This is a genomic window from Streptomyces sp. SID12501 (assembly GCF_010550245.1).
Classification (GTDB): Bacteria; Actinomycetota; Actinomycetes; order Streptomycetales; family Streptomycetaceae; genus Streptomyces.
Map to the genome: position 1 here is coordinate 48,961 of NZ_JAAGLU010000010.1, position 26,994 is coordinate 75,954.

The 26,994-nt window shown below is 71.0% G+C and carries 25 protein-coding genes and 1 riboswitch; of the genes, 19 read left to right on the forward strand and 6 right to left on the reverse strand.

Translation table 11 applies throughout. The features are described from left to right. The first annotated feature begins 77 nt into the window (after nt 1-77). A complete protein-coding gene (trpD, locus tag G3I71_RS13800; RefSeq protein ID WP_164314483.1) occupies nt 78-1,142 on the forward strand; it encodes an anthranilate phosphoribosyltransferase in 1,065 nt (354 codons plus the stop codon). Nucleotides 1,143-1,230: 88 nt separating this feature from the next. Further along, a riboswitch (SAM riboswitch) is annotated at nt 1,231-1,348 on the forward strand. 164 nt (nt 1,349-1,512) lie between these two features. After that, complete coding sequence (locus tag G3I71_RS13805; protein ID WP_164314485.1) at nt 1,513-2,886, forward strand: aminotransferase class V-fold PLP-dependent enzyme; 1,374 nt, start codon at nt 1,513-1,515, stop codon at nt 2,884-2,886. A gap of 95 nt (nt 2,887-2,981) precedes the next feature. Here G3I71_RS13805 and G3I71_RS13810 read toward each other — a convergent pair whose 3' ends face one another. Further along, nucleotides 2,982-3,263, reverse strand: a complete 282-nt coding sequence (locus G3I71_RS13810) for an Lrp/AsnC family transcriptional regulator (RefSeq protein ID WP_164314487.1) — start codon at nt 3,261-3,263, stop codon at nt 2,982-2,984. After that, nucleotides 3,260-4,003: a rhomboid family intramembrane serine protease gene (locus G3I71_RS13815; protein WP_164314489.1), complete on the reverse strand. Its 744-nt coding sequence runs from the start codon at nt 4,001-4,003 to the stop codon at nt 3,260-3,262. Before G3I71_RS13815 ends, G3I71_RS13810 begins: the two co-directional genes overlap by 4 nt. A 159-nt stretch (nt 4,004-4,162) precedes the next feature. Here G3I71_RS13815 and G3I71_RS13820 point away from each other — a divergent pair, with 159 nt between their 5' ends. From G3I71_RS13820 to G3I71_RS13840, 5 genes are all read left to right on the forward strand, one after another. Continuing rightward, nucleotides 4,163-4,402, forward strand: a complete 240-nt coding sequence (locus G3I71_RS13820; RefSeq protein ID WP_164314491.1) for a hypothetical protein — start codon at nt 4,163-4,165, stop codon at nt 4,400-4,402. A gap of 39 nt (nt 4,403-4,441) precedes the next feature. Beyond that, the gene (locus tag G3I71_RS13825) at nt 4,442-5,791 is read left to right on the forward strand and encodes an NYN domain-containing protein (protein WP_164314492.1); all 1,350 of its coding nucleotides are present in this window, start codon (nt 4,442-4,444) and stop codon (nt 5,789-5,791) included. A gap of 244 nt (nt 5,792-6,035) precedes the next feature. After that, nucleotides 6,036-7,085 (forward strand): NlpC/P60 family protein, encoded by a 1,050-nt coding sequence (locus G3I71_RS13830; RefSeq protein WP_164314494.1) that lies wholly within the window; start codon nt 6,036-6,038, stop codon nt 7,083-7,085. 256 nt (nt 7,086-7,341) lie between these two features. Further along, nucleotides 7,342-8,370 carry a C40 family peptidase gene (locus tag G3I71_RS13835; RefSeq protein ID WP_164314496.1) on the forward strand — a complete coding sequence of 343 codons (1,029 nt, stop codon included), beginning with the start codon at nt 7,342-7,344 and terminating at the stop codon, nt 8,368-8,370. 81 nt (nt 8,371-8,451) lie between these two features. Continuing rightward, nucleotides 8,452-9,651: a hypothetical protein gene (locus tag G3I71_RS13840; RefSeq protein ID WP_343242955.1), complete on the forward strand. Its 1,200-nt coding sequence runs from the start codon at nt 8,452-8,454 to the stop codon at nt 9,649-9,651. Here G3I71_RS13840 and G3I71_RS13845 read toward each other — a convergent pair. Further along, nucleotides 9,639-10,880 (reverse strand): glycosyltransferase family 87 protein, encoded by a 1,242-nt coding sequence (locus G3I71_RS13845; protein WP_164314498.1) that lies wholly within the window; start codon nt 10,878-10,880, stop codon nt 9,639-9,641. The two genes, G3I71_RS13840 and G3I71_RS13845, sit on opposite strands and share 13 nt — an antisense overlap. Nucleotides 10,881-11,059: 179 nt before the next feature. Between G3I71_RS13845 and G3I71_RS13850 the strand changes: the two genes are divergently transcribed. Both G3I71_RS13850 and G3I71_RS13855 read left to right on the forward strand, forming a co-directional pair. Beyond that, on the forward strand, nt 11,060-12,202 hold the full coding sequence (locus G3I71_RS13850; RefSeq protein WP_164314500.1) for a glycosyltransferase family 4 protein: 1,143 nt from the start codon (nt 11,060-11,062) through the stop codon (nt 12,200-12,202). Between the two features lie 146 nt (nt 12,203-12,348). After that, complete coding sequence (locus tag G3I71_RS13855; protein ID WP_164314824.1) at nt 12,349-13,935, forward strand: GMC oxidoreductase; 1,587 nt, start codon at nt 12,349-12,351, stop codon at nt 13,933-13,935. A 52-nt stretch (nt 13,936-13,987) separates the two neighbouring features. On the opposite strand, the gene G3I71_RS13860 is transcribed toward G3I71_RS13855, so the two are convergent. Further along, nucleotides 13,988-15,784 (reverse strand): long-chain fatty acid--CoA ligase, encoded by a 1,797-nt coding sequence (locus G3I71_RS13860; RefSeq protein ID WP_164314502.1) that lies wholly within the window; start codon nt 15,782-15,784, stop codon nt 13,988-13,990. A gap of 348 nt (nt 15,785-16,132) precedes the next feature. Between G3I71_RS13860 and G3I71_RS13865 the strand changes: the two genes are divergently transcribed. The 6 genes from G3I71_RS13865 to G3I71_RS13890 all read left to right on the forward strand — a co-directional run bounded on the left by G3I71_RS13865 (nt 16,133) and on the right by G3I71_RS13890 (nt 21,389). After that, entirely contained in the window at nt 16,133-16,888 is a 756-nt protein-coding gene (locus tag G3I71_RS13865; RefSeq protein ID WP_164314826.1) for a metallophosphoesterase, read from the forward strand. Nucleotides 16,889-17,021: 133 nt separating this feature from the next. After that, nucleotides 17,022-17,462, forward strand: a complete 441-nt coding sequence (locus tag G3I71_RS13870; RefSeq protein WP_164314504.1) for an SRPBCC family protein — start codon at nt 17,022-17,024, stop codon at nt 17,460-17,462. 132 nt (nt 17,463-17,594) lie between these two features. Next, a complete protein-coding gene (locus tag G3I71_RS13875) occupies nt 17,595-18,770 on the forward strand; it encodes an ArsA family ATPase (RefSeq protein ID WP_164314506.1) in 1,176 nt (391 codons plus the stop codon). A gap of 57 nt (nt 18,771-18,827) precedes the next feature. Then, entirely contained in the window at nt 18,828-19,343 is a 516-nt protein-coding gene (locus G3I71_RS13880; RefSeq protein WP_164314508.1) for a DUF5304 domain-containing protein, read from the forward strand. 114 nt (nt 19,344-19,457) lie between these two features. Beyond that, on the forward strand, nt 19,458-20,411 hold the full coding sequence (locus G3I71_RS13885) for an ROK family glucokinase (protein ID WP_164314510.1): 954 nt from the start codon (nt 19,458-19,460) through the stop codon (nt 20,409-20,411). A gap of 222 nt (nt 20,412-20,633) precedes the next feature. Next, nucleotides 20,634-21,389: an endonuclease/exonuclease/phosphatase family protein gene (locus G3I71_RS13890; RefSeq protein WP_164314512.1), complete on the forward strand. Its 756-nt coding sequence runs from the start codon at nt 20,634-20,636 to the stop codon at nt 21,387-21,389. Between the two features lie 118 nt (nt 21,390-21,507). On the opposite strand, the gene G3I71_RS13895 is transcribed toward G3I71_RS13890, so the two are convergent. After that, nucleotides 21,508-22,101 (reverse strand): hypothetical protein, encoded by a 594-nt coding sequence (locus tag G3I71_RS13895; protein WP_164314514.1) that lies wholly within the window; start codon nt 22,099-22,101, stop codon nt 21,508-21,510. Continuing rightward, the gene (locus tag G3I71_RS13900; protein WP_164314828.1) at nt 22,094-22,927 is read right to left on the reverse strand and encodes an alpha/beta fold hydrolase; all 834 of its coding nucleotides are present in this window, start codon (nt 22,925-22,927) and stop codon (nt 22,094-22,096) included. Before G3I71_RS13900 ends, G3I71_RS13895 begins: the two co-directional genes overlap by 8 nt. A 174-nt stretch (nt 22,928-23,101) precedes the next feature. On the opposite strand from G3I71_RS13900, the gene G3I71_RS13905 reads away from it, so the two are divergent. The 4 genes from G3I71_RS13905 to G3I71_RS13920 all read left to right on the forward strand — a co-directional run bounded on the left by G3I71_RS13905 (nt 23,102) and on the right by G3I71_RS13920 (nt 26,992). Further along, nucleotides 23,102-23,857, forward strand: coding sequence for a 1-acyl-sn-glycerol-3-phosphate acyltransferase (locus G3I71_RS13905; protein ID WP_164314516.1), 756 nt, complete (start codon nt 23,102-23,104; stop codon nt 23,855-23,857). Between the two features lie 36 nt (nt 23,858-23,893). Next, a complete protein-coding gene (gene macS, locus G3I71_RS13910; RefSeq protein WP_164314518.1) occupies nt 23,894-25,162 on the forward strand; it encodes a MacS family sensor histidine kinase in 1,269 nt (422 codons plus the stop codon). A gap of 80 nt (nt 25,163-25,242) precedes the next feature. Beyond that, nucleotides 25,243-25,890 carry a response regulator transcription factor gene (locus G3I71_RS13915; RefSeq protein WP_164314830.1) on the forward strand — a complete coding sequence of 216 codons (648 nt, stop codon included), beginning with the start codon at nt 25,243-25,245 and terminating at the stop codon, nt 25,888-25,890. A gap of 73 nt (nt 25,891-25,963) precedes the next feature. Beyond that, on the forward strand, nt 25,964-26,992 hold the full coding sequence (locus tag G3I71_RS13920) for a 6-phosphofructokinase (protein ID WP_164314520.1): 1,029 nt from the start codon (nt 25,964-25,966) through the stop codon (nt 26,990-26,992). Nucleotides 26,993-26,994: the final 2 nt, after the last annotated feature.

A 26,994-nucleotide genomic window follows, 5' to 3' on the forward strand; every position in this document is an offset into this window, starting at 1 on the left:
CGCCGGGCTGGATAGGGTGTTCCCATTCCCACCAGAAGTCCCGCGGAGTCCCGCCGGGACCGATCCAGGAGCGGCAGATGAGCGCTGTGAACCCCGCCGGAGGCGATACCGCGGCGGTCCGTTCCTGGCCCCGCGTGCTGAACGGCCTGCTCGACGGCCATGACCTGAGCGCCGCCGACACCGCCTGGGCGATGAACCTGATCATGGGCGGCGAGGCGACCGACGCACAGATCGCCGGGTTCGTGGTGGCGCTGCGGGCCAAGGGCGAGACCGTCGAGGAGATCGCCGGGTTCGTACAGGCGATGTACGAGCACGCCAACGTGATCGAGGTGCCGGGGCCGACCGTCGACATCGTCGGCACCGGCGGCGACGGCGCCAACACGGTGAACATCTCCACCATGTCGGCGATCGTCATCGCCGGCACGGGCGCCAAGGTCGTCAAGCACGGTAACCGGGCGGCCTCCTCGGCCTCCGGGGCGTCGGACGTACTGGGGCAGCTCGGGGTCAATCTGGAGCTGACGCCGAAGCGGGTGGCCGAGGTGGCGGAGGAGGCCGGGATCACCTTCTGCTTCGCGGCCAAGTTCCATCCGGCGATGCGTCATGTGGGCGCGGCACGCGGCCAGTTGGGCATCCGGACGGTTTTCAACATCCTGGGCCCGCTGACCAACCCGGCCAAGGTCAGGGCGCAGGCGGTCGGGGTCGCCGACCCCCGGATGGCCCCCATCGTCGCCGGTGTGTTCGCCGAGCGCGGCAACTCGTCCCTGGTGTTCCGGGGCGACGACGGCCTCGACGAGCTGACGATCACCGCCACGTCCCGGGTGTGGGTCGTCCGGGACGGCAAGGTGACGGAGGAGGCCTTCGACCCGCGCGACGTCGGCATCGAACTGGTCCCGATCGAGGCCCTGCGCGGTGGCGACGCCGCCTACAACGCGGCGGTCGCCAGACGGCTGCTGGACGGCGAGACCGGGCCCGTACGGGATGCCGTGCTGCTCAACTCGGCGGCGGCGCTGGTGGCGCTGGGCCCGGGTCCGGGCTCGCTGGCCGAGCAGCTCGGCGCCGGGATGGTGAAGGCGGCGGAATCCGTCGACTCCGGGGCGGCGAAGCGGACGCTGGAGCGGTGGGCGGCGGCCACCAACGCGTAGCCGGTTCCTGCCTGTTCCCTGATGGGCGCGTCCCGCGATCCGGACACGGGTTGCGGGGCGTCGATCACTTCGGTTACGTTCTGTGCCAGGTCATGAGTGACAGTCATGAGGCCCCGGCCGACTGTCCGGCAACCCTCCGTCCGTGGCGGGGTGCCCCGGGATGAAGACCAGGCCGTAGGCAGCAAGGCTTACGGCAAGCGCGGGCCCCTCTCGACACCAGGGGTCCTGGTCGTTCGAGGGAGTCTTCCGTGAGCAAGCGAATGCGATAGGGCTGTCGAGCCCCGCCTCCACGCACCCTTTTCATCTTTTCCCTGTGCTGAGCCATGTCCGCTCGCACAGCGGTTCCTCACGCTTCTCACGGGAGTTCGCCATGTCTGTCTCCACTGTTGCCGCTGACCGGACTGTTTGCTGTGACACTTCGGAGCCCCTGCCCGTTCTGGGACGAGATGTCACCGTCCCGCTCGTCATCGGTGGTGAGGTCACCTACGCCGCGCTCGACTACGCCGCCAGCGCCCCCGCGCTCCAGCGGGTCTGGGACGACGTCGCCGCGTACGCGCCCTACTACGGCAGCGTCCACCGGGGGGCCGGCTACCTCTCCCAGCTGTCGACGGACCTCTTCGAGAACGCCCGCAGGACGGTCACCGAGTTCCTGGACTGCCGCGCCGACGACCAGCTGATCTTCACCCGGTCCACCACCGACTCCCTCAACCTCCTCGCCGCCGCCCTCCCCGCCGACTGCCAGGTCTTCGTCTTCGAGACCGAGCACCACGCCTCCCTGCTGCCCTGGCGGGACGCCCAGGTCACCTACCTCAACGCCCCGCGCACCCCCCGGCAGGCCGTGGCCACCCTTCAGGAGGCCCTCGCCGCCCGAGACCCCCAGGGCCCGGCCCTCGTCTGCGTCACCGGCGCCTCCAACGTCACCGGCGAGCTGTGGCCCGTACGGGAGCTGGCCGCCGCCGCCCACGCACACGGCGCCCGCATCGTCCTCGACGCCGCGCAGCTCGCCCCGCACCACCCCGTCTCCGTCCAGGACCTGGACGTCGACTGGGTCGCCTTCTCCGGCCACAAGCTGTACGCGCCCTTCGGCTCCGGTGTCCTGGCCGGCCGCGCCGACTGGCTGCGCGCCGCCGACCCGTACCTCGCCGGTGGCGGCGCCAGCCGCAAGGTCACGCGGCGCACGGACGGGGGAGTGGACGTGGAGTGGCACGACACCGCCGCCCGGCACGAGGCCGGCTCGCCGAACGTCATCGGTGCCTACTCGATCGCCGCCGCCTGCAAGGCCCTCACGGAGGCCGGCTTCGACACCCTGGTGGCCCGGGAGCAGCATCTGATCGACACCGTGCGGGCGGGGCTGGCCGAGGTGCCCGAGGTCAGGGTGCTCTCGCTGTTCGGCGACGACGCTCCGCGCGTCGGCGTCATCTCGTTCGTGGTCGAGGGCTGGAACAGCTCCCACTTCGCCGCGGCGCTGTCCGCCGAGTACGGGATCGGGGTGCGGGACGGACTGTTCTGCGCGCATCCGCTGGTGCGGACGCTGCTGGGCAGTGACCCGCAGACCCAGGGGGAGTGCGGGGCCCCCGAGGCCGCTCCCGGTGAGAAGTCGCTCAACGCGATTCGGGTGAGCTTCGGTGCGGGGACGCCCGATGAGCATGTGGAGCGGTTCGTGGGTGCGGTGAAGGAGCTTGTGCGGGACGGGGCCCGGTGGGAGTACCGGACCGAGGACGGGCGCTGCGTGCCGGCGGTTTGATCGCCCCCGCCGCCCCTACCCGTCCCATCCCGGGGGCTCTGCCCCCGGACCCCCGCTCCTCAAGCGCCGGAGGGGCTGGATTTCAGGGCTGAGTCTCAGCTGTCCAGGCCGATCGCGAACGCCGCTTCCAGGTCGTGCTGGGAGTACGTGCGGAACGCCACGTGGGTGTCCGTCGCCTCCACGCCCGGGATCTTGCTGATGCTGCCGGGGATGATCTCCGCCAGGTCCTCGTGGGCCTTGACGCGGACCATCGCGATCAGGTCGTACGTGCCGGTGACGGAGAAGACCTCGCTCACGCTGTCCAGCGCGGCGATCGACTCCGCGATCTCCGGAATCCGGTCCACGCTGGTCTTGATGAGCACGATCGCGGTGATCACGGCTGGTTCTCTCCCTCGGTGGCCGTCGCTGGGGCGGGCCTCACTCTAGTCGTACGGCGATATCGCACCCACGCGTAGGAGAAGCCCAGCCCGAACCCCACCACGTGCGCCAGATACGCCACCCCGGGGCCGGAGGCCGCCCGGCCCGCCGCCACCCACTGGAGGGCCGCCCAGAAGGGCAGGGTCAGCCAGGCCGGGAAGCGCAGCGGGAGGAAGAAGAGGAACGGGAAGAGGCTCGTGACGCGGGCGCCGGGAAACAGGTACAGGAACGCGCCGAGGATCGCCGAGATCGCGCCGGACGCCCCCACCAGCGTCTGCTGCGAGCCGGCGTTGGCCGCGGCGTACCCCAGCAGGGCGAGGTAGCCGCAGCCGACGTAGAAGAGGGCGAACTCCACGTGGCCGAGACGTTCCTCCGTCATCGCGCCGAAGACGTAGAGGAAGAGCATGTTGCCCAGCAGGTGGACCCAGCTGCCGTGCACGAACAGTGCGGTGGCAGGGGTGAGTGTGGTCCGCGGGGCGCCGGTGAAGAGGTCGGCGGGGACCACGCCCCAGCGGCGGAAGTAGGCCCGCTGGGCGGCCAGCAGGGCGTCCCCGGTGCCGTACCCGGGGTTCAGGCCCGAGGCGGGGCCGATGACGAAGAGCAGGCAGCAGAGGGCGATCAGCCCGTACGTCACCGGCGCCGACTGGGCGCGGACCGATCTGCGGACAGCGGTACGCCACTTCTCGAACTCGCCGATCATGGACACAGAGCATGACGTAACGGGACCGAACAGCGCAGACCGCCTCGCCGCTGTGGACGAACAGGCGGCGGGTACCCGCCAGGCCTTAGGGTTACGAGCCACACGCGCCAGGGAAACCGGCGCGGCACGGATACTAGAAGGAAAGCGAACATATCCACGATGACGGTTCCTCTGCCCACCGACTCGACCCGGTGGCGCTGTGCTCTCTGCGGCAACCTCACACGTTTCGACGTGACCCGCTCCTCCAAGGTCGTGGAGTACGTGCACCTCGATCTCGCCGGGGACCCGAAGGTGGAGGAGCGCGAGGTGGTCAGTGAGACCATCGAGTCGGTGCGCTGCCGTTGGTGCAACGCCGTGGATCAGGTGGAACTCGTGGACAGGCCGGGCGCCGGCTCCTGACGGGAGCAGGCCCCGCATCGGAATCGGTTGGGGTGACGGATGGTGGAGACCACAGGCGGGGAGCCGGGCGACGGCGCCGCCGAGGTGCTCGACCGCCCGCTGCCCGACGGCGTGCGCAGGCGCGTCGTACAGATCGTCTCGGACGGGTTCGGCGGGCTCACCGTGGCCGAGCTGCCCGCCCAGTTGCGGCAGTACGCGCGGTTCGCGCCCAACCGGCGGGCCAAGTTCGCCGGCAACGCGATGGCCTCCGCGCTGGAGACCGACACCCTGTTCCGGCAGCGCATCGGCGAGAAGCTCAGGGAGGTCCAGCCGGAGCTGGCCGGGGCTCTCGACGCCGGTTCGCCGCCCCCGGCCGCCGATCCGCTGGACGTGGCCGCCGCGGCCTATGTGCTGCGTCCCACGGGCTGGGTGAAGCTCGTCACCGCGGCCGGTGAGGAGGCGCAGCGCGTCGACGCCGAGCGTGCCGACGAGGAGAGCCGGGCCGAACTGGACCGGCTGCGCGAGGAGTTGACCGCCGCCCGCGACCACACCCGTACCGAGACCGAGCGGCTGCGTACGGAGCTGGAGTCGGCGAAGAAGGAAGCCGAATCGCTTCACCGCAAGCTGCGCGCCGCCCTCAGTGACGTCAAGCGCGGCGAGGCGGCCCTGCGCAAGGTGCACGCCGAGATGGAGACCCTGCGCACCGAGGGGCACACGCAGGTCTCCGGCGCCGAGAGCGAGGCGCGGCGGCTCAAGGGGCGGCTGACCGAGGTCGAGGCCGCGCTGGAGGCCAGCAGACGCGCCGCCCGGGAGGGGCGCAGCGTCGAGGACATGCGGGTACGGCTGCTGCTGGACACCGTGCTCGAGGCGGCCCAGGGGCTGCGGCGGGAGCTGGCGCTGCCACCGGTGTCGGTGCGGCCGGCCGAGACCGTGGACGCGGTCGAGCCGGGGCGGATGACGCCGAAGGACATCGCCGCCCGTGCGCTGTCCGAGAACGATCCGGCGATTCTCGACCAGCTGCTCGCGCTGCCGCAGGCGCATCTGGTCGTCGACGGCTACAACGTCACGAAGACCGGCTATCCGCAGATGCCGTTGGAGAAGCAGCGGCTGCGCCTGCTGGGGCAGCTGTCGCAGCTCGCCGCGCAGACCGGGGCCGAGGTCACCTGTGTCTTCGACGGGGCCGAGCTGGCCGCCCCGGTGCTGCTGGCGCCGCCGCGCGGGGTGCGGGTGCTGTTCTCCAAAGCCGGTATCAGCGCCGACGAGCTGATCCGCCAACTGGTGCGCGCGGAGCCGCCCGGCAGGCCGGTCATCGTCGTGTCGACGGACCGGGAGGTGGCCGACGGGATCGCCAAGGCGGGTGCCCGGCCGGTGGCTTCGGTGGTGCTGCTGAAGCGGTTCTCGCGCGGCTGACAGCCGCCGCCGACCTCCGGCAACATACGGGCGCAATGACCGAATTGGCGGAAGTGTCACGCAACCTAGCGTCAATCGAGCATCGCTGTATGTGTGTTGTATGTAAAAAATGCGATGAGTGACAAACATTTTTCGCTTCAGGATTTGAACTGATCACAAGAAGGTCACTAGGGTCAGGCCTCGAACCTCCGCTCGGGTGATCGCTCAAAGGGAGTGACAGCGGGAGAAGAAGGAGTTCGCCTCCGTGGCGTCCCATCGTCGACCGAAGCAGCCGAGCCGCACCCGCGTGACCGTGCTCACCACCGCCGCGGCTGCCGCCGTGGCCCTCAGCGCCAATGCCGCCAACGCAGCGCCGAGCGAGAAGCCGAGCAAGGACGAGGTCAAGGCCAAGGTCGACAAGCTCTACGAGCAGGCGGAGCAGGCCACCGAGAAGCTCAACGGTGCCGAGGAGAAGCAGGACCGGCTGGAGAAGGAGATCTCCACCCTCCAGGACAACGTCGCCCGTGGCCAGGAAGAGCTCAACGAGCTGCGCGACGGCCTCGGACTCGCCGCCGCAGCCCAGTACCGCACCGGCAGCATCGACCCCTCCGTGCAGCTCTTCCTCTCCGCCGACCCGGACGACTACCTCGACAAGGCGTCCACGATGGACCAGTTGAGCGCTCAGCAGGTCGAGTCGCTCAAGAAGGTCCAGGAGAAGCAGCGCGCGCTCGCCCAGCAGCGCTCCGAGGCCAGTGAGAAGCTCGAGGACCTCGCGGACACCCGTACCGAGCTGGCCAAGAAGAAGAAGGAAGTCCAGGGCAGGCTCGCCGAGGCCCAGAAGCTCCTCAACTCGATGACGGCAGCGGAGAGGGCGGCCGTCGCCGCCGCCGACGCCCGCGCCAGCCGGGCCAGTGAGCGCTCCGCCCTCAGCAGCTCGACCTCGGACGACTCGGGCTCGGCCGTCACCGGCCGCGCCGGTTCCGCCTACGCCGCCGCGCAGAGCAAGATCGGCTCGCCGTACGTCTACGGCGCCTCCGGCCCCGGCTCCTTCGACTGCTCGGGCCTCACCTCGTGGGCGTTCGCCCAGGCCGGCATCTCCATACCCCGGACCTCGCAGGAGCAGGCCAACGCCGGTACGCGCATCTACTCGCAGAGTGATCTCCAGGTCGGTGACCTGGTCATCTTCTACAGCGACATGCACCACGTCGGCTTCTACGCCGGTAACGGCCAGGTCCTGCACGCGCCGCGCAGCGGCACGGTCGTGCGGTACGAGTCGATCGACAACATGCCGTTCCAGTTCGGCGTACGGATCTGATCCTCTCGTCGAGGGATCGGATCGTCGTACTCCTTCCGGGTCTGTTCAGGATCGGGACACGTTGACGCCCGAACGGGCGAATCCCGACACCGTCCGCTGACCCCGCGCCCCGCTGATGACCTGCGTCATAGGCGGGGCGTCACCGTGTGTGGCCGTCGAGGTCCTTGGTCCGCGCGCAGTCGCACGGCTACTGTCTGGCGCGCCCCCAACACCGGGGGAGCACATGCGTCCGCCAGCGGAAGGAGTGCGGCTTCTCGTGGGGTTCCATCGCCGCCTTGCACCGTCCGGGTTCGACCGGGGAGCCAGCGCCGCAGGCGCCGCCCTCACCGTGTTGTCCGCCGCAGCCGCGGCTCTCGGCGCCGCCGTGCCGTCGGCCAGCGCCGCGCCGACCGACCACACCCGGGCCGAGGTGGACCGGCTCTACGCGGCGGCCGAGAAGGCCACCGAGTCCTACAACCGGGCCGACGAGCGTGCCGACGCGCTGCGCGAGCAGGTGACCCTGGCGCAGGACCGGATCGCCCGGCAGCAGCTGCGCATCAACACCATGCGGGAGACGCTCGGTTCGCTCGCGGGCGCCCAGTACCGGGCCGGTGGCCTGGACCCCTCGCTCGCGCTGCTGTTCTCCGACAACCCGGACGAGTACCTGGAGAAGGCCGCCGCGCTCGACCGGATCAACGTCCACCAGGCCGGTGAGCTCAGGGAACTCGAGGCGGCCATGCGGGAACTCGCCCAGGAGCGCACGGAGGCCACCGGCAGGCTCGCCGAGCTCGACCGCAGCCGCAAGGCGGTCGCGGTGCACAAGCGGACCGTCGAACGGAAGCTGGCGAAGGCGCGGGCGCTGCTCAACTCGCTGCCGTCCGCCGACCGGGCCGCCTACGACCGGGCCTCCCGGTCCGACCGCACCGACCTGCCCGACCTCGGCAACGCCGCCGCGCCCAGCGCCCGTGCGGCAGCCGCCGTCGCCGCGGCCCGGGCGGCGCTGGGCAGTCCGTACGTCTGGGGCTCCAACGGGCCCTCAGGCTTCGACTGTTCGGGCCTGATGCAGTGGTCGTACGCGAAGGCCGGGGTCGCCCTGCCGCGCACCTCGCAGGCCCAGCGCTACGCCGGGCAGCAGGTCCCGCTCTCCCAGGCCCAGCCCGGCGACCTGGTCACCTACCGGTCGGACGCCAGCCATGTCGGGATGTACGTGGGCAACGGCCAGGTGATCCATGCGCCCTATCCGGGTGCGCCGGTGCGGTACGACCCGGTGGGCATGATGCCCGTCTCGTCGGTCACCAGGGTCTGAGCGGAGTCTGATCAGGGGTCCGAACGTCCGGAGCGTCCCCTTTCCTGAACTTTCTGACAATCGGCCCGTACGATCGTCGGCGTGGCTGGTCGAAGGCGTGCGTGGTGGGGAGTGGCGCTCTGGCTGCTCGTCGGCGCGCTCGTCTCCCTCGTCGCGTGCGGCGGCGGCCGGTCGGCGACCGACACGGCCTCCGCCGACGTACAACGACTGCTGGACCGGCGGGCCGCGGCCGTCCTCGCCGCCGACGTACCGGCGTACGCGCGGACCGGTGCGCCGGCGGAGTTCACGCGGCTGCGCGCGCTCCCGCTGGCGGCCTGGTCGTACCGTCTGACCGCCCTGCACCGCATCGACGGTCACGGGGCCACCGCCGACGTGGAGCTGAGCTACCGCGTCGAGGGCATCGACAAGGCACCCGTGAGGGTCGGGCGCACGCTGAGCCTCACCGAGCGGGACGGCGGGCAGTGGTACGTCGACGACGACCGGCCCGCGCGGAAGACGGGCCAGCAGTTGTGGGACCAGGGGACCGTACGGGCCGTACGCGGGGCGCACAGCCTCGTCCTGGGGGTCGGGCAGTCACCGGAGTCCCTGCGTCGCTACGCGGGCCTCGCCGACCGTGCCGTGCCCGCCGTGACGGAGGCGTGGGGCGGGGCGTGGACGAAGCGGGTCGTGGTCCTCGTACCCAAGTCGCTGGCGGGGATGGCGGGCCTGCTCGGGTCGCCGGCCTCCGGGTACCGGGGGATCGCGGCGGTCACGACCGGGGAGACGGGCGGGTCGGTGAAGGCGCCCGCGGACCGGATCATCGTCAACCCCGAGGCGTACAGCGTGCTCGGCGATTTCGGCAAGCAGGTCGTGCTCACCCACGAGACCACGCATGTGGCGACCCGTACCGCCACCTCGGCGGCCACGCCCCTGTGGCTCTCCGAGGGGTACGCGGACTGGGTCGGCTACCGCTCCACGGGCCGTACGGCGGTCCAGGCGGCGCCCGAACTGGCCCTCGCCGTGGCCTCGGGCGACGTGCCGGAGGCGCTGCCCGAGGACGCGGACTTCGGCTTCGGCGGGGACGCGGCGAAGCTGGCCCGGGCGTACGAGGGCGGCTGGCTGGCGTGCCGGATGGTCGCCGACCGGTGGGGCGAGGTGCGGCTCGGTGAGTTCTACCGGGCCGTGGGGGCGCACGGGAAGCGGGCGGGGGCCGTCGAGGAGGCCCTGGCGGAGGTGCTGGGGACCACGCCGGGGGAGTTCACCGGGCGGTGGCGGGAGTATCTCCGCGCTCAGCTCGGCTGAGTCTCCCTGGCGCGGGCGTCCCGGTCGGGCAGCGGCGGGAGCTGCGCCCGGGGCGGAGCCGTCGTGCGCCACAGTTCCAGGGCCGCCGTGAGGGCCGCGACGACCAGGAGGCCGTTGCGGGTGAACAGGAGCGCCATGCCGTAGGCGTCACTGGCGACCACGTGCCCGAAGCCGATCGGGAATTCCAGGACCGTCACCAGGCAGGCGACGACGACCAGGGCGGCGGGCAGGGTCATCGGACTGGCCCGGAAGCAGAGGCAGACGGCGGCGAGGCCCACCAGCCACACCATGTACTGCGGGCTGATCACCCTGCTGGTCACCGTGAACAGCAGCACCGCCACGAAGGCGGCGTCGGCGAGGGTGTGCGGCAGGAAGCGGGTGGCGCGCAGCCGCCACAGCAGCAGCCAGCCGAGGGCGACCACGGTCAGCAGCAGGGCCACCGTGCTCACCGTCCCCACGAACGGGCCCAGGAACTCGATGGAGCCGTAGTTCAGCGCCATCCGGCCCTCCCAGCCGAAGTGCCGGCCGACATGGAAGACGAGGGCGCCCAGCGACTCCACCTCGGTACCCCGGTCGCCCTGGAAGGTCAGGAAGGCGAAGGCGCCGGGCATGGCAGCCGCGAACAGCGACGCCAGCACGGTCACCGTGACGGCCGCCGAGGCCCACGCACGCCGCCGTACGGCCCCCACCAGCAGCAGGGCGGGCCAGACCTTCAGCAGCGCCCCGAAGCCCGCCAGGGCGCCCATGAGGCGCGGATGCCGGGCCCCCGCGAGCAGCGCGGCCACCGCCACGGCGGTCACCATCACGTCGTACCGGGCGTACACGGTCGGGCCCAGCAGCGGTACGCCCACCACCCACACCCAGGCGCCGCGCAGGGTCCGGCCGGGGCGTACGCCCGCGTGGAGGAGCAGGTTGAGGACGACGAGGTCGGCGAGGAGGGCCAGGAAGAAGAACGCCGTCGCGTAGTCCAGGAAGGGCAGGGCGGCGGGGGAGAGGATCGCCAGGGCGGCGGCGGGCGGGTACTGCCAGGTGACGTCGGCCAGCGGGAAGGTGCCGTGGCGCAGCACCTCGTACCAGCCGTGGTAGGTCACCGAGACGTCGCTCGTGACGTCCGGGCCCGGGAAGACGAACACCTTGAGCACGAACAGCAGCAGGAGCAGCCGGGTCAGGCCCCAGGTACCCAGCAGTGCCACGGGGAGCCGCAGCCGTCCTCTGCCCGCGATGTCCACGTGAATCCCTGTCCGTCCGTCGTGGCTGGTTCTTCTGGTTTCGTTGTGGCTGATTCTTGGCGCTTCAACCGGTGGGCGGCCATGATCTCCCGCTCGACTGTGCGAATGCCATCAAGCGGGGCCGGACACCTGTGAGGGTTCTGGGAGGGTGTGGGGGGCGGTTCGGTAGGGTCGGCGGCGTGCACAAGACCCTGATCGTGACGAACGACTTCCCGCCCCGTCCGGGCGGTATCCAGGCCTTCCTGCACAACATGGCGCTGCGGCTCGACCCCGACCGGGTCGTCGTCTACGCCTCCACCTGGAAGCGCGGCCTCGAGGGCGCCCGGGCCACGGCCGCCTTCGACGCCGAGCAGCCCTTCACCGTCGTACGGGACCGGACGACGATGCTGCTGCCGACGCCCGCGGTCACCGGACGGGCCGTCGGACTGCTGCGTGAACACGGCTGTACGTCGGTGTGGTTCGGGGCGGCGGCGCCGCTCGGGCTGATGGCGCCGGCCCTGCGGAAGGCGGGCGCCGAGCGGCTGGTGGCGACGACCCACGGTCACGAGGCCGGGTGGGCGCAGCTGCCTGCGGCGCGTCAACTGCTGCGCAGGATCGGCGAGTCGACGGACACGATCACCTACCTGGGCGAGTACACGCGGTCGCGGATCGCCGCCGCGCTGACGCCCCGGGCGGCCCGGCGGATGGTCCAGCTGCCGCCCGGGGTCGACGAGAAGACCTTCCACCCGGAGTCGGGGGGCGCCGCGGTCCGCGCCCGGCTCGGGCTCACCGGCCGGCCCGTCGTCGTGTGTGTCTCGCGACTGGTCCCGCGCAAGGGGCAGGACACGCTGATCCTGGCGATGCCCCGCATCCTCGCGGTCGAGCCGGAGACGGTCCTGCTGATCGTCGGCGGCGGGCCCTACGCACGGGAGTTGCGCAAGCTGGCGCACGAGACCGGCGTCGCCGACTCGGTCCGGTTCACGGGGCCGGTGCCCTGGGCCGAGCTGCCCGCCCACTACGGCGCCGGTGACGTCTTCGCGATGCCGTGCCGGACGCGCCGGGGCGGTCTCGACGTCGAGGGGCTCGGGATCGTGTACCTGGAGGCGTCCGCGACGGGGCTGCCGGTGGTCGCCGGTGACTCGGGGGGCGCGCCGGACGCCGTCCTGGACGGTGAGACCGGCTGGGTGGTGCGCGGCACCTCCGTGGAGGAGGCCGCCGACCGGATCACCGTGCTGCTCGGCGACGCCGAACTGCGCGCCCGGATGGGGGAGCGGGGGCGGGCCTGGGTCGAGGAGAAGTGGCGCTGGGACCTGCTGGCGGAGGAGCTGAAGGCGTTGCTGTGACGGTGGGCGTCCGCTGTTTTTGAACATGTGCAGGTACGCACCTACTAGGCGGAACCCAATATTCCGCCGATGCTGCGCTCATGACAGAAAAACTGATACACCGTCAGTTGATGCAGCATCAGCTGACGAGACGTCAAATACTGGGCATGGCCGCCTTCCAGACGGCCGCCGCCCTCGGATTCACTCGCGTCGGCCTCCAGTCCGCCCAGGCCGTCGAACCCGCCGCCGTCGAGTCCGCCCCCGCGATCGTCATCGGCTCCGGATACGGCGGCGCGGTCGCCGCCCTCCGCCTCGGCCAGGCCGGCATCCGCACCCTCGTCATCGAGATGGGCCGCCTCTGGAACACGGCGGGCTCCGACGGCAAGATCTTCTGCTCCACCGCCGCCCCCGACAAGCGCTCCATGTGGTTCAAGACCCGCACCGAGGCGCCCCTCGCCAGCTTCCTGTGGCTGGACGTCGTCAACAGGGACATCTCCCTCTACCCCGGCGCCCTGGACCGCGTGCACTACAACGACATGTCCGTGTTCCTCGGCCGGGGGGTCGGCGGCGGTTCGCTGGTCAACGGCAGCATGGCCGTCACCCCGCTCCAGTCGTACTTCGCCGAGCAGTTCCCCGGCGTCAACGCCACCGAGATGTACAGCACCTACTTCCCGCGGGCCCGGACGATGCTCGGCGTCAACAGCGTCGACTCCGCCTGGTTCGAGTCCACGGAGTGGTACCGCTTCAGCCGGATCTCCCGCAAGCACGCCGAGAACACCGGCCTGAAGACCACCTTCGTACCGAGCGTCTACGACTTCGACTACATGCAGCGCGAGGCGGCCGGCACGGCGACCAAGTCCGCGCTCGGGCAGGAGGTCATCTACGGCAACAACTACGGCAAGCGCAGCCTCGACAAGACGTACCTCGCCTCGGCGCTGGGCACCGGCAACGTCACCATCACCACCATGGAGCGGGTCAGGGCGATCACCCGGGCCGCCGACGGGACGTACGTCCTGACCGCCGACCGGATCGACGACACCGGCGCGGTCGTCCAGACCAAGCAGTACGGGTGCACCTATCTGTTCCTCGGCGGCGGCAGCATCGGAACCACCGAACTCCTCGTCCGGGCCCGGGAGACGGGCGCGCTGCCCGCGCTCGACGCCAGCGTCGGGACCGGCTGGGGGACCAACGGCAACGTGATGCTCGGGCGCGCCAACCACCTGTGGGACACGGTCGGGGCGAACCAGTCGACGATGCCGGTCATGGGCATCGACGACTGGGCCAACACCGACAACCCCGTCTTCGCCGAAATCGCCCCGCTGCCAACGGGGTTGGAGCACTGGGTGAGTCTCTATCTGGCGATCACCAAGAACCCGCAGCGGGCGTCGTTCACCTACGACGCGGCGACCGACTCGGCGAAGCTCGGCTGGAGCGCCGCCCAGAGCGCGGTGTCCGTCGCCATGGCCAAGAAGCTGTTCGACCGGATCAACGCGGCCAACTCCACCATCTACCGGTACGACCTGTTCGGCACCAGCAACAAGGTGTTCGCCGACGACTTCACCTACCACCCGCTGGGCGGCTGCGTGTTGGGCAAGGCGACCGACAACTACGGGCGAGTGAAGGGGTATTCGAAGCTGTACATCACCGACGGCTCGCTGGTGCCCGGCTCGATCGGGGTGAACCCGTTCGTGACGATCACCGCGCTCGCGGAACGGACGATGGCGCGGGTCCTCGCCGAGGACACCGCGCCATGACGTTCAACCGGCCACCAGGGCCGGCAAAGGGCCACTGAGGCCAACTGGCTCACTAACTCTGGTAGATAGCCTCGATCTCGTCCGAGTAGTCCTTCGCCACCACATTGCGCTTGAGCTTCAGGGACGGCGTCAGGTGGCCCGACTCCTCGGTGAACTGGGAGGCCAGAATGCGGAACTTCCGCACCGATTCCGCTTTCGACACCGCGGCGTTGCCGTCGTCGACCGCGCCCTGGATCGCCGCGAGGAGATCCGGGTCGTGGGCGAGCGACGCCGCGGTGGACCCGGCCGGCTTTCCGTGCTCGTCGGCCCAACGGCCCAGGAACTCCTCGTCGATGGTGACCAGCGCGCCCACGAACGGCCGCCCGTCGCCCACCACCATGCACTCCCCGACCAGCGCGTGCGCGCGGATCCGGTCCTCGATCACGGCCGGGGCGACGTTCTTGCCGCCCGCCGTGACGATGATCTCCTTCTTGCGGCCGGTGATGCTCAGATACCCGTCCTCGTCGAGGGTGCCGATGTCGCCGGTGTGGAACCAGCCGTCGGCCAGCGCCTCCTCGGTCGCCCCGGGGTTGTTCCAGTACTCCTTGAAGAGGTGCTCGCCGTGCAGCAGCACCTCGCCGTCGTCGGCGATGCGCACCACCGAGCCGGGCAGCGGCTGGCCGACCGAGCCGATCTTCTGCCGGTCCCAGGGGTTGAACGTGGTGGCGGCACAGGACTCGGTGAGGCCGTAGCCCTCCAGCACCGTGAAGCCGATCCCGCGGAAGAAGTGCCCGAGCCGCTCACCGAGCGGGGCGCCGCCGGAGATGGCGTACTCGCCCTTGCCGCCGAGGACGTTCCGCAGCTTGCTGTAGACCAGTCGGTCGAAGACCTTGTGCTTGAACTTCAGGCCGACCGACGGGCCGGACGGCTCGTCCAGCGCCCGGCTGTACGCGATCGCCGTGTCGGCGGCCTTGTCGAAGATCTTGCCCTTGCCGTCCGCCTGCGCCTTGGCCCGCGCCGAGTTGTAGACCTTCTCGAAGACCCGCGGCACACCGAGGATCAACGTCGGCCGGAACGCGGCCAGTTCGTCGGTGAGGTTCTTGATGTCCGGGACGGTGCCCAGCTTGATCGGCGCCATCATCGGCGCGATCTGCACGAGCCGCCCGAAGACGTGCGCGAGCGGCAGGAAGAGGAGGACCGAGCACTCGCCGGTCCGGAACAGGGGCCGCAGCCGCTCGACGACGTTCCCGCACTCGGCGAAGAAGCTGCGGTGCGTGAGCACACAGCCCTTGGGCCGGCCGGTCGTACCGCTCGTGTACACGATGGTCGCCGGGTCGTCGGCCTTCGTCCGCGCACCGCGTTCCTCGACGGTCGCGTCGCTGACGTCCTTGCCGGCCCGTCCCAGCTCCTCCACCGCGCCGGCGTCGATCTGCCAGACGTGCCGCAGCTCGGGCAGCCGGTCGCGCACCGACTCGACGGAGGCCGCGTGGCCGTCCAGCTCCACGATGATCGCGGTGGCCCCCGAGTCGCTGAGGATCCACTGCACCTGCTCGGCGGAGCTGGTCTCGTACACGGGTACGGTCACCGCGCCCGCGCACCAGATCGCGAAGTCGAACAGGGTCCACTCGTACCGCGTACGGGACATCAGGGCGACCCGGTCGCCCTGCGCCACCCCGGAGGCGATGAGGCCCTTCGCGGCGGCGTGCACCTCGGCGAGGAAGGTCGTGGCCGTCACGTCCTGCCAGACGCCGCCCACCTTGCGGGCGATGACGGCGACATCCGGATGCTGCACGGCGTTTCGGCGGACGATGTCGGTCAGATTTCCGTCCGCGGGGACCTCGTACAAAGCCGGAAGGCTGAACTCGCGCAAGACTGCTGCTCCTCATAGGGCGCCGGCGCCACGACGTTGTGCGATGCGACGGTGCGGTCCATGGCTCGGGCAAGTACTCACGGATCTCGTAGTTGAAATCCTGAGCACGACTGGACTGCCCGGACGTTACCCGCCGGTATGGCTTCTACGACAGGGGGGTCCGCCGAGATGTTCGCGGCGTCACACGGGTTGGTGTCTTTTACGCACAGTAGTGCACGGTTTTCTTGACTGACCAGTAACCGTGAGCGACCCCCCTGTTCTGTTCACCCGTGCCGCCCACGCCTACCCTTGATCGCCATGGCACCCACACCGCGGGGCAACCCACAGGAGACGAGGACGCGCGTTCATGTGGTCAGCGACGTGCACGGCAACGTACGTGACCTGGCCGTGGCCGGTGCGGGCGCGGACGCCCTGATCTGTCTGGGCGACCTGGTCCTCTTCCTCGACTACGCCGACCACTCGCGCGGCATCTTCCCCGACCTCTTCGGCACCGAGAACGCCGACCGTCTCGTGGCGCTGCGCACGGCCCGCCGCTTCGAGGAGGCACGCGAACTCGGGGCCCGGCTGTGGGCGGGCATCGGCATGGACCGGGCGACGGCCGTCGAGAATGCGGTACGCAAGCAGTACGCCGAACTGTTCGCCGCGTTCCCGACACCGACGTACGCCACCTACGGCAACGTCGACATGCCGATGCTGTGGCCGGAGTACGCCGGCCCGGGCACCCATGTCCTGGACGGGGAGCGGGTGGAGATCGGGGGCCGGACCTTCGGCTTCGTCGGCGGAGGGCTGAAGACACCCATGCACACGCCGTACGAGATCAGCGACGAGGAGTACGCGGCGAAGATCGAGGCGGTCGGCGAGGTCGACGTGCTGTGCACACACATCCCGCCGGAGATCCCGGAGCTGGTGTACGACACGGTCGCGCGCCGCTTCGAACGCGGCAGCCGTGCCCTCCTGGACGCGATCCGGCGCACGCGCCCCCGGTACGCGCTCTTCGGCCATGTCCACCAGCCGCTGGCCCGGCGGATGCGGATCGGCGCCACGGAGTGCGTGAACGTGGGGCACTTCGCGGGGAGCGGGCAGCCGTGGGTGCTCGAATGGTGACCCCAGGGCCCGACGACCGACGGCGGCCCGGGTCCTGGTGGCAACGGCCTGCCCCGCGCGGGGTAGCCTTCACGCTGCACATACGTGCGCACCGACCCTCCCTCACCGGACCGCATCTGGAGGAGCCACTTCGATGGCGGAATTCACCAGTTCGAGCATCACGATCGAGGCGGCACCGAACGAGGTGATGGCGGTGATCGCCGACTTCGCCCGCTACCCGGACTGGACCGGCGAGGTGAAGGAGGCTCAGGTCCTGAAGACCGACGCCCAGGGCCGCGCCGAGCAGGTCCGCCTCGTCATGGACGCCGGCGCGATCAAGGACGACCAGACCCTCGGCTACACCTGGACCGGCGAGCACGAGGTCTCGTGGACCCTGGTCAAGTCCCAGATGCTGCGCGCCCTGGACGGCTCGTACATCCTGAAGGCGGCGGGCGCCGGGGCGACCGAGGTCACCTACCAGCTGACGGTGGACGTCAAGATCCCGATGCTGGGCATGATCAAGCGCAAGGCGGAGAAGGTCATCATCGACCGCGCGCTGGCGGGATTGAAGAAGCGGGTCGAGGAACCCAAGTAGCCGTTCCTCAAACGCCGGCGAGGCTTTTCAGCCCGTCCGGCGTTTGAGGACAAGGCCCCTTCAGGGCCGGAGCGGGGGTCTGGGGGCGCAGCCCCCAGGGGTGGCCGCCACGCACCGGTACCGTTCACCCACATGCGCACCCTCCTCCTTACCGGCCCCGGCGGCTCGGGCCGTACCACCCTCGCCGCGGCCACCGCACTGACCGCGGCGCGCGACGGCACCCCCACCCTCGTCCTCAGCACCGACCGCACCGACACCCTCGGCGCCGCCCTCGGCACCCCCACCGGCCCCACGCCCGTACCCGTACCGGGCACCCCCCACCTCACGGCCTGGCGCCCCGACGCCGCCGAACGCTTCCGTGCCGACCTCACCGCCTTCCAGGACCGTGCCGCGAACGTCCTCGACTTCCTCGGCGCCTCCCGGCTCGACCCCGAGGAACCCACGCCCCTCCCCGGCGCCGAGGAACTCGCCCTGCTGCGCGCCCTGCGCGACGCCGCGCTCTCCGAGGCGTACGAGCTCCTGGTCGTCGACCTCCCGCCCACCCCGCAGGCGCTCGCCCTCCTCGCCCTCCCCGAGGAACTCCGCCGCTATCTGCGCCGCCTCCTCCCGGCCGAACGCCAGGCCGCCCGCGCCCTGCGCCCCGTACTGGGCCGCCTCGCCGGCGTCCCGATGCCCACGGAGTGGCTGTACGAGGCCGCCGCCCGCTGGGACGTGGAACTGGCCGCCGTCACCGCGGTCGTCGAGGACCGGGACACCGTCGTACGACTGGTCGCCGAACCCGGCCCGGCCGGCACCGACGCCGTACGCGCCGCCACCACCGGATTCGCCCTGCGCGGCCTGCGCGCGGACGTGCTGCTCGCCAACCGCGTCCTGCCGGAGCCCTCGACCGACCCCTGGCTCGCCTCCGTCACCGCCCAGCAGCGCAAGTCGCTGGAGGACTGGCAGCAGGCGTACGACCTTCACCAGGTCCCGCACCTCGGGCACGACCCGCGCGGCACCGACGACCTGGCCGCCCTCCGCGCGCCCGCCGTCAACCGGACCCCCGTCACCGTCGAGTGGCCCGTCACCGACCACCTCGCCGACGACGGTGTGCTCGTCTGGCACATCCCGCTGCCCGGCGCGATACGCGAGGAGCTCGACCTGGTCCGGCGCGGCGACGAACTCGTCGTCACCGTCGGCCCGTTCCGCCGTATCGTGCCGCTGCCCTCGGCACTGCGCCGCTGCACGGTGGCCGGCGCCGCCCTGCGCGACGGCGAGCTGAGGGTCCGTTTCGCGCCGGACCCGGATCTGTGGCCGCAGACCCGATGAACGGCGTACGTCCATTCGGGTACCGTCGGAGAGACGAACCGTAGTCAGGAGCCCGCCATGAGCGAAGAGCGCCCCACATCCGAAACCGCTCGGGGGGACGCGGCCGACGAGGCACCGTACGAGACACCCGCCTCCGACGCCGACGCGTGGGCGAAGGCCTGCGCCGAGGACCTGGAGGCGGAGAAGGCGCGCCGCCGGGCCCGGTACGGCCAGCCGCCCGTCTCCGCCGCCGAGGAACTGCGCAAGCTGGTCGACGCCGTCTCGGAGAAGCTGTCCTCCCTCCAGTCACCGCTGCTCGGCGCGGTCGCCCAGGGCACCGCCCAGCAGGTGGTGCAGCAGGTCGTCCAGCAGGCCAAGGCAGCCGTCGAACCGGTGATCGAGCGCAACCCGGACGTCTTCGACCACCTGGCAGCCGCGGGCAACGAACTGCTCGCCGCCTACCGCTCGGCCGTCGAGACCCAGGAACGCCGCTGGACGACCCGGGAGGCCGACCGAGGAAGGAACCGGGGCGAGGGCAGGGGAGACGACCGGGGTGACGGCACCGGCTCCGGCGAGCGCATCGACCTGGACTGACACCCCCTGAATCACCTCCCGTCGGGCCCGCCCACCGTACGGACGAAGGGCGCCCGGCGACAGGGCCTCGGGTACGGTTGGCCGTAGCGGGGCTCCACCGAAACTGAGGGATTCATGGGACTCACCATCGGCGTCGATATCGGCGGCACGAAGATCGCGGCCGGCGTGGTCGACGAGGAGGGCAACATCCTCTCGACCCACAAGGTGCCGACCCCGGGCACGCCCGAGGGCATCGTGGACGCCATCGCCGCCGCCGTCGAGGGCGCGCGCGCCGGGCACGAGATCGTGGGCGTCGGTATCGGCGCCGCCGGATACGTGAACCGCCAGCGGTCCACGGTCTACTTCGCGCCCAACATCGACTGGCGCGAGGAACCGCTGAAGGACAAGGTCGAGGCACGCGTGGGCCTGCCGGTCGTCGTCGAGAACGACGCGAACGCGGCGGCGTGGGGCGAGTACAAGTTCGGCGCGGGCAAGGGCCACCGCAACGTCATCTGCATCACCCTGGGCACCGGACTCGGCGGCGGCATCATCATCGGCAACAAGCTGCGCCGCGGCCACTTCGGCGTGGCCGCCGAGTTCGGCCACATCCGCGTGGTCCCGGACGGGCTGCTGTGCGGCTGCGGCAGCCAGGGCTGCTGGGAGCAGTACGCGTCGGGGCGCGCTCTCGTCCGGTACGCGAAGCAGCGCGCCAACGCGACCCCCGAGAACGCCGAGTTGCTCCTCTCCCTCGGCGACGGCACGCCCGAGGGCATCGAGGGCAAGCACATCTCGATGGCCGCGAGACAGGGCGACGCGGTCGCCGTCGACTCGTACCGCGAACTGGCCCGCTGGGCCGGCTCGGGCCTCGCCGACCTGGCCTCCCTCTTCGACCCCTCCGCCTTCATCGTCGGCGGCGGCCTCTCGGACGAGGGTGAACTGGTCCTCGACCCCATCCGCAAGTCCTACAAACGCTGGCTGGTGGGCGGCAACTGGCGCCCGGTGGCCGACGTCATCGCCGCCCAACTGGGCAACAAGGCAGGCATGGTGGGCGCGGCGGACCTGGCGAGAGAACCCGACCCGATCATGTAGGACATCCCCTGACTGCAACCTGCCCGCCGTACCTCGGAAAGAGGAACGGCGGGCTTTGTCACTCCGGTAGGGGCAGCGGGCTCAGGGGCGCGGGGCTGTGTCATTGTGCGGCTCCGCCGCGCGGGCGCGACAAGCCACAGCGGGCCGTCGGACGGCCAACTACCGCACCCCGAACGGCGAGTTCCCGGCATCCCCTCACCCCACCTCCGTATCTTGACCAACATGGTGACGAACCCCCCGCTCCCCACCCCCCGCACAGACGCCGACGGTTCCGCCGTCATCCGAGTCCTCAGCTACAACATCCGCTCGATGCGCGACGACACCACCGCCCTCGCCCGCGTCATCACCGCCTGCGACCCCGACCTCGTCCTCATCCAGGAAGCCCCCCGCTTCTTCCGCTGGCGCAAGAAGCTCTCCCGCCTCGCGGCAGCCTCCGGCCAGGTGCTCCTCTCCGGCGGCGCGACCGCGGCCGGCCCCGCCCTCCTCTGCTCCCTGCGCGCGAGCGTCGAACGCACCGAGGACGTCCTCCTGCCCCTCACCCCCGGCCAGCACCGCCGCGGCTTCGCGACGGCGGTCGTCCGCTTCGGGGGCGCCCGGCTCGGCGTACTGAGCTGTCATCTCAGCCTGCAGAAGGACGAGCGGTACGAGCAGTCCGGCCTGCTCCTCGACCGCCTCGCCGCGCTGGACGTACCGCACGCCGTCGCGGGCGGCGACCTCAACGAACGCCCGACCGGCCGCAGCTTCCGGCGCCTGGCCACCGGCCTCGAGGACTGCTGGACCACGGCCCCCTGGGGTACGGAGTACACCTCGACGCCCACCGACCCGCACCAGAGGATCGACGCGATCCTGGCCACGCCCGGCATCGAGGTCCTCGGCTGCGGGGTGCCGACGGGGCACCCGGGGGTGCTGGCGTCGGACCTGAGGGCGGCGACGGATCACCTGCCCGTGCTGGCGGCACTGCGCGTACCGGCATCCTGAGCCCGGCCCGCCGGGCGGAGTCCGGCGTCGAAGGAACCGTCCGAGGGCGGCCACGGACCGTCTTCCGGTCCTGGCCGCCCTCAGTGTGCCCGCTGCGCGACAGTGGTCGTAGTGGCCGTCAGACCACAGCCCCCCGCCCCGGGTCCTCCTCGTCCTCGTCGCCCTTCATCCGCATGACCAGCGTCGCGAACCCGCCCAGGAACCCGCCGATGCCCAGCGTCGTCAGCCACCAGGTCATGTCCCAGCCCAGCAGTACGGCGAGCATCAGCAGGACCGGACCGCCGAGCACCGCCAGCCAGGCGAACCGGGCGGTCGTGTCGGAGGACGGCAGCGGAGGCGGTTCTGGCGGTACGAAGTGGCCCTCGTCGTCATCGCCGAAGTCGTCCTCCGACGCGTCGGGGGCCGTGTAGTCGCGCGGGCCGCCGACGCCCGGGGCGAAGGCGACCGAGCTGCCCAGCGGCTTCGCGGGCTGCCCGTCACCCTTGGCCACCTTGTCGGCGTTGCCCTTGGGGTCGGGGTCGGAGGTGTCGTCGGTGTCCTCGTTCGTGTCCGGTTCGAGCAGCGCCAGATCCTCGACGGACTTGAACGGCTTGGCGCCGGGCGGGTCCGGCGGCTCGTCGCCGTACGCGTCCACGATCGCGGCCCACGCGGCCGCCTCGTCGAAGGGCACGCCCTTCTCCTCCGGCTCGCGGTCGGAGTCGTGCTCAGCCACCAGTGGCCGTCCCTTCCTGCTGCCCCACTTGGTCTCCCAGCCCTCCCGAGTCCTTCGACTCCTCGGACCCCTTACCGGCCGCGGGCGCGAGCCGGAGGACGAACGCGTGGCTCTCCTCGAAGATCCGGTCCGCATCATGGTCCAACGTCGCGACGTGGTAGCTCTGTTCCAGCACGATCTCCGTCACGTCCGTGGACGACACCCGGCTGAGGACCCGGGCCGAGTCGGCCGGCGGCACCACATGGTCGGCGCGGCTGTGCAGCAGCAGCATCGGCTGGGTGACCTGCGGCAGCTCGGCGTCGACCAGGCGGTAGAACCTCCGCATCGAGTGCGCCGCGTGCAGCGGAACCCTGGGGTATCCGACCTCCGCGACGCCCTCCTTCTTTATGTCGCTCACGATGCCGGGCACCGAGGGCACCAGATGACGCACCACCGGAAGGGCGTACGCGGCAAGGCCGTGCACCTTGTTCGCCGGGTTGACGACCACGATGCCGCTGATCCGGTCGCCGTACTTCGCGGCGAGCCGCAGGGTGAGCGCGCCGCCCATCGACAGGCCGAAGACGAACACCTGGGTGCAGCGCTCCAGCAGGGAGCGCAGTTCGCGGTCCACCTCCGCGTACCAGTCCTGCCAGCCGGTGAGCTGCATGTCCTCCCAGCGCGTGCCGTGCCCGGGCAGCAGCGGCAGCGAGACGGTCAGGCCGCGCTCGGCGAGGTACTCCGCCCAGGGGCGCAACGACTGCGGGGAACCGGTGAAACCGTGGCAGAGGAGGACTCCGACCTCCCCGCCCTCATGGCGGTACGGCTCGGCTCCAGGCAGGACCGGCACCATCGGTCTCCTGTTCATGGGGTGGGTGACTGGGGTGGGTGATCACGCATGGAAGCCGCGAGGCTTCGAGGCGTACTTCACCGTACGCGACCGCACTGACACCGACCAGGGCCGTCGGGCTCTTTGACAGCGCTGCGGGTTAAGGTCTGATCCACAGACACAGGAGGCAGTCGGTTGTTGTACGGCGCGATGAAGGTTTCCGTCGGGGTCCCGCTGAAGGTCGCCTTCAGGCCCTGGGTGGAGGGCCTGGAGAACGTTCCGGCCGACGGTCCGGCGATCCTGGCGAGCAATCATCTGTCCTTCTCCGACTCGTTCTTCCTCCCGGCGGTCCTCGACCGCAAGGTCACCTTCATCGCGAAGGCCGAGTACTTCACGACGCCCGGTCTCAAGGGCCGGATGACCGCCGCCTTCTTCAAGGGCGTCGGCCAGCTCCCGGTGGACCGCTCCGGGGCGCGCGGCGCGGGCGAGGCCGCGATCAGGAGCGGTGTCGAGGTCATCGAGCGCGGTGAGCTTTTCGGCATCTATCCGGAGGGCACACGCTCGCCCGACGGCCGTCTCTACCGGGGCAAGCCCGGCGGCCTCGCGCGCGTGGCGCTGGCCACCGGGGCGCCGGTGATCCCCGTGGCGATGATCGACACCGAGAAGATCCAGCCGCCGGGCAAGGTGATGCCGAAGCTGATGCGCCCCGGCATCCGGATCGGCAAGCCGCTCGACTTCAGCCGGTACCAGGGCATGGAACACGACCGTTTCGTACTCCGGGCCGTGACCGACGAGGTCATGTACGAAATCATGAAGCTCTCCGGCCAGGAGTACGTCGACATCTACGCGTCGGCCGCCAAGCGCCAGATCGCGGAAGCGGCGAAGGCGGAGAAACTGGCTGAGAAGCAGGCGCAGAAGGCCCTGGAGAAGGAACGGTCGGGCACCAAGTAGCAGTACCTGGGGGCGGGTTCGGGGATGGGCGGGGACATGGCCGTACGTGAGAAAGCCGTACGTGAGAAAGCAGGGCGTGAGAAAGCCGGGCATCCGAAGATCATGCGGATGTCGGTCGAGCAGCCGCTGTGGCGCGCGCTGGCCGGCTACCGGGTGCTCACCATGCTGTACGCGGTGGGGTTCTTCGCCACCGCCTACGACGGGTTCCAGCGTCCCTGGGTCGCCGTCGCCTACTACTGCGTCCTGTTCGTGTGGACCCTGGCCACCCTGCCGTGGGTCGCGAACGCGGCCAGCTGCACCAAGCGCTTCCTCGCCGCCGACCTCACGATCGCCCTCACCGGCATCCTCCTCACGCCCTTCGCCGACACCCACGAACGCGTCCAGTCGGGTGGCCCGACCCTGCCGTCGATATGGACCGCGGGCGCCGTGCTGGCCTTCGCGATCAAGGGCGGCTGGCGCTGGGCGGCCTTCGCCTCGACGCTGGTCGCCGTCGTGAACCTGGTCGAGCGCGGCACCCCGGCCCGCGACACCGTCCACAACGTGATCCTGGTGTGGGTCGCCTCCATCGCCATCGGGTACGTCGTCGAGGTCGCCCGGGCCTCCGAGCGCACCCTCGCCCGCGCCCTGGAGATCGAGGCCGCGACCCGCGAACGGGAGCGCCTCGCCCGGGACATCCACGACAGCGTCCTCCAGGTACTGGCGATGGTGCAGCGGCGCGGTGCCGTGCTGGCCGCCGAGGCCGGGGAACTGGGCCGGATGGCCGGCGAGCAGGAGGTCGCGCTGCGGGCCCTCGTCTCCGCCGGCCTCGTACCTGAGCCCGGGGCGCCAGGCACCGCCGTACACGCGGCGGGGGAGTCCGGGCCGGACGCCCTGGACGCGCCGGACCCGGTGGACCTGCGCACCCTGCTCGTCCCGTACGCCACCTCGACGATCACCCTCTCCGAGCCCGGCGCCCCCGTGCCGCTCGCCCGGGCCGCGGCGAAGGAGCTGGCGGCCGCGGTCGGCGCCGCCCTGGACAACGTACGGAAGCATGCCGGGGAGGGTGCCCGGGCCTGGATCCTGGTCGAGGACGAGCCGGACTCCGTCGTCGTGACCGTGCGCGACGACGGGCCGGGCATCCCGGAGGGGCGGCTCGCGCAGGCCGAGGGCGAGGGGCGGCTCGGCGTGGCCCAGTCGATCCGCGGCAGGCTGCGTGACCTCGGCGGCGACGCCGAACTGATCTCGGTGCCGGGGCAGGGCACCGAGGTCGAACTGAAGGTACCGAAGGACACCAGAGCGGCACGGGGGAAGGCGGAGCGGCGATGACGGCCACCGGGAACGAGAACAAGGGCATGAGCGGGGACGGGAACGGGGAAGGCGAAGGACGCCAGGGGCCGCTGCGGGTGATGGTGGTGGACGACCACCCCATGTGGCGCGACGCGGTCGCCCGTGACCTGGCCGAGTCAGGGTTCGACGTGGTCGCCACTGCGGGCGACGGCGAGCAGGCCGTACGCCGGGCCCGTGCCGTCGCACCGGACGTCCTCGTCCTCGACCTGAACCTGCCGGCCAAACCCGGCGTCCAGGTCTGCAAGGAACTGGTCGGGTCCCACCCCGCCCTGCGTGTCCTGGTCCTCTCGGCGAGCGGCGAGCACGCCGACGTACTGGAGGCGGTGAAGTCGGGCGCGACCGGCTACCTGCTGAAGTCGGCCTCGACGGAGGAACTGGTGGACGCGGTGCGCCGTACGGCGGTCGGCGACCCGGTGTTCACCCCGGGCCTGGCCGGGCTGGTCCTCGGTGAGTACCGCCGGCTGGCCTCCGAGCCGGTCCCGGCCGCGGGCGCCGAAGGGCCCAGGGCCCCGGAGCTCACCGACCGCGAGACGGAGGTGCTGCGGCTGGTGGCCAAGGGCCTCAGCTACAAGCAGATCGCCGAACGCCTGGTCATCTCTCACCGCACGGTCCAGAACCACGTCCAGAACACCTTGGGCAAGCTGCAACTGCACAACCGGGTGGAACTGGTGCGGTACGCGATACAGCGAGGCCTGGACGACGAGTGAGAAGTCTCGACGCCGAGTGAGGCGCACGTCACACTGATCCTTCGTCAGGAACCCGCGGCGAAGGGACATTTCCATGCGCGTCGGAGTACTGACCGGAGGCGGCGACTGCCCCGGGCTCAACGCCGTCATCCGGGCCATCGTCCGCAAGGGCGTACAGGAGTACGAGTACGACTTCGTCGGCTTCCGGGACGGCTGGCGAGGTCCGCTGGAGGGCGCGAGTGTGCGCCTCGACATCCCCGCCGTGCGCGGCATCCTCCCGCGCGGCGGCACCATCCTCGGCTCCTCCCGGACCAATCCCCTCAAGCAGGAGAACGGCATCGCCCGGATCCGGGAGAACCTCGCCGCGCTGGAGGTCGACGCGCTCATCGCGATCGGCGGCGAGGACACCCTCGGCGTCGCGGCCCGCCTCACCGACGAGTACGGGGTGCCGGTCGTCGCCGTACCGAAGACGATCGACAACGACCTGTCCGCCACCGACTACACCTTCGGTTTCGACACCGCGGTCGGCATCGCGACGGAGGCGATCGACCGGCTGCACACCACCGCCGAGTCGCACATGCGCGTCCTCGTCTGCGAGGTGATGGGCCGCCACGCCGGCTGGATCGCCCTCCACTCCGGCCTCGCCGGCGGCGCCAACGTCATCCTCATCCCCGAACAGCGCTTCGACACCGAACAGGTGTGTGCCTGGGTGACCTCGCGCTTCAGTGCCTCGTACGCCCCGATAGTGGTCGTCGCGGAGGGCGCCATGCCCAAGGACGGCGACATGGTGCTGAAGGACCAGACCCTCGACTCCTTCGGCCATGTGCGGCTGTCCGGCGTCGGCGAATGGCTGGCCAAGGAGATCGAGAAGCGGACCGGCAAGGAGGCGCGCACCACGGTGCTGGGCCATGTCCAGCGCGGCGGCACACCCAGCGCCTTCGACCGCTGGCTCGCCACCCGCTTCGGCCTGCACGCCATCGAGGCGGTCCGCGACGGCGACTTCGGCAAGATGGTCGCCCTGCGCGGCACCGACATCGTCCGCGTCCCCATCGCGGAGGCCACGGCGAAACTCAAGACGGTGGACCCGAAGCTGTACGAGGAGGTCAGCGTCTTCTTCGGCTGAGC

What these genes read in the sequence shown, in the direction of transcription:
- trpD (WP_164314483.1), top strand. Translation starts at nt 78, where the DNA reads ATGAGCGCTGTGAACCCCGCCGGAGGCGATACCGCGGCGGTCCGTTCC.
- G3I71_RS13805 (WP_164314485.1), top strand. Translation starts at nt 1,513, where the DNA reads ATGTCTGTCTCCACTGTTGCCGCTGACCGGACTGTTTGCTGTGACACT.
- G3I71_RS13815 (WP_164314489.1), bottom strand. Translation starts at nt 4,003, where the DNA reads ATGATCGGCGAGTTCGAGAAGTGGCGTACCGCTGTCCGCAGATCGGTC.
- G3I71_RS13820 (WP_164314491.1), top strand. Translation starts at nt 4,163, where the DNA reads ATGACGGTTCCTCTGCCCACCGACTCGACCCGGTGGCGCTGTGCTCTC.
- G3I71_RS13825 (WP_164314492.1), top strand. Translation starts at nt 4,442, where the DNA reads ATGGTGGAGACCACAGGCGGGGAGCCGGGCGACGGCGCCGCCGAGGTG.
- G3I71_RS13855 (WP_164314824.1), top strand. Translation starts at nt 12,349, where the DNA reads ATGGCCGCCTTCCAGACGGCCGCCGCCCTCGGATTCACTCGCGTCGGC.
- G3I71_RS13870 (WP_164314504.1), top strand. Translation starts at nt 17,022, where the DNA reads ATGGCGGAATTCACCAGTTCGAGCATCACGATCGAGGCGGCACCGAAC.
- G3I71_RS13875 (WP_164314506.1), top strand. Translation starts at nt 17,595, where the DNA reads ATGCGCACCCTCCTCCTTACCGGCCCCGGCGGCTCGGGCCGTACCACC.
- G3I71_RS13880 (WP_164314508.1), top strand. Translation starts at nt 18,828, where the DNA reads ATGAGCGAAGAGCGCCCCACATCCGAAACCGCTCGGGGGGACGCGGCC.
- G3I71_RS13885 (WP_164314510.1), top strand. Translation starts at nt 19,458, where the DNA reads ATGGGACTCACCATCGGCGTCGATATCGGCGGCACGAAGATCGCGGCC.
- G3I71_RS13890 (WP_164314512.1), top strand. Translation starts at nt 20,634, where the DNA reads ATGGTGACGAACCCCCCGCTCCCCACCCCCCGCACAGACGCCGACGGT.
- macS (WP_164314518.1), top strand. Translation starts at nt 23,894, where the DNA reads ATGGCCGTACGTGAGAAAGCCGTACGTGAGAAAGCAGGGCGTGAGAAA.
- G3I71_RS13915 (WP_164314830.1), top strand. Translation starts at nt 25,243, where the DNA reads ATGGTGGTGGACGACCACCCCATGTGGCGCGACGCGGTCGCCCGTGAC.
- G3I71_RS13920 (WP_164314520.1), top strand. Translation starts at nt 25,964, where the DNA reads ATGCGCGTCGGAGTACTGACCGGAGGCGGCGACTGCCCCGGGCTCAAC.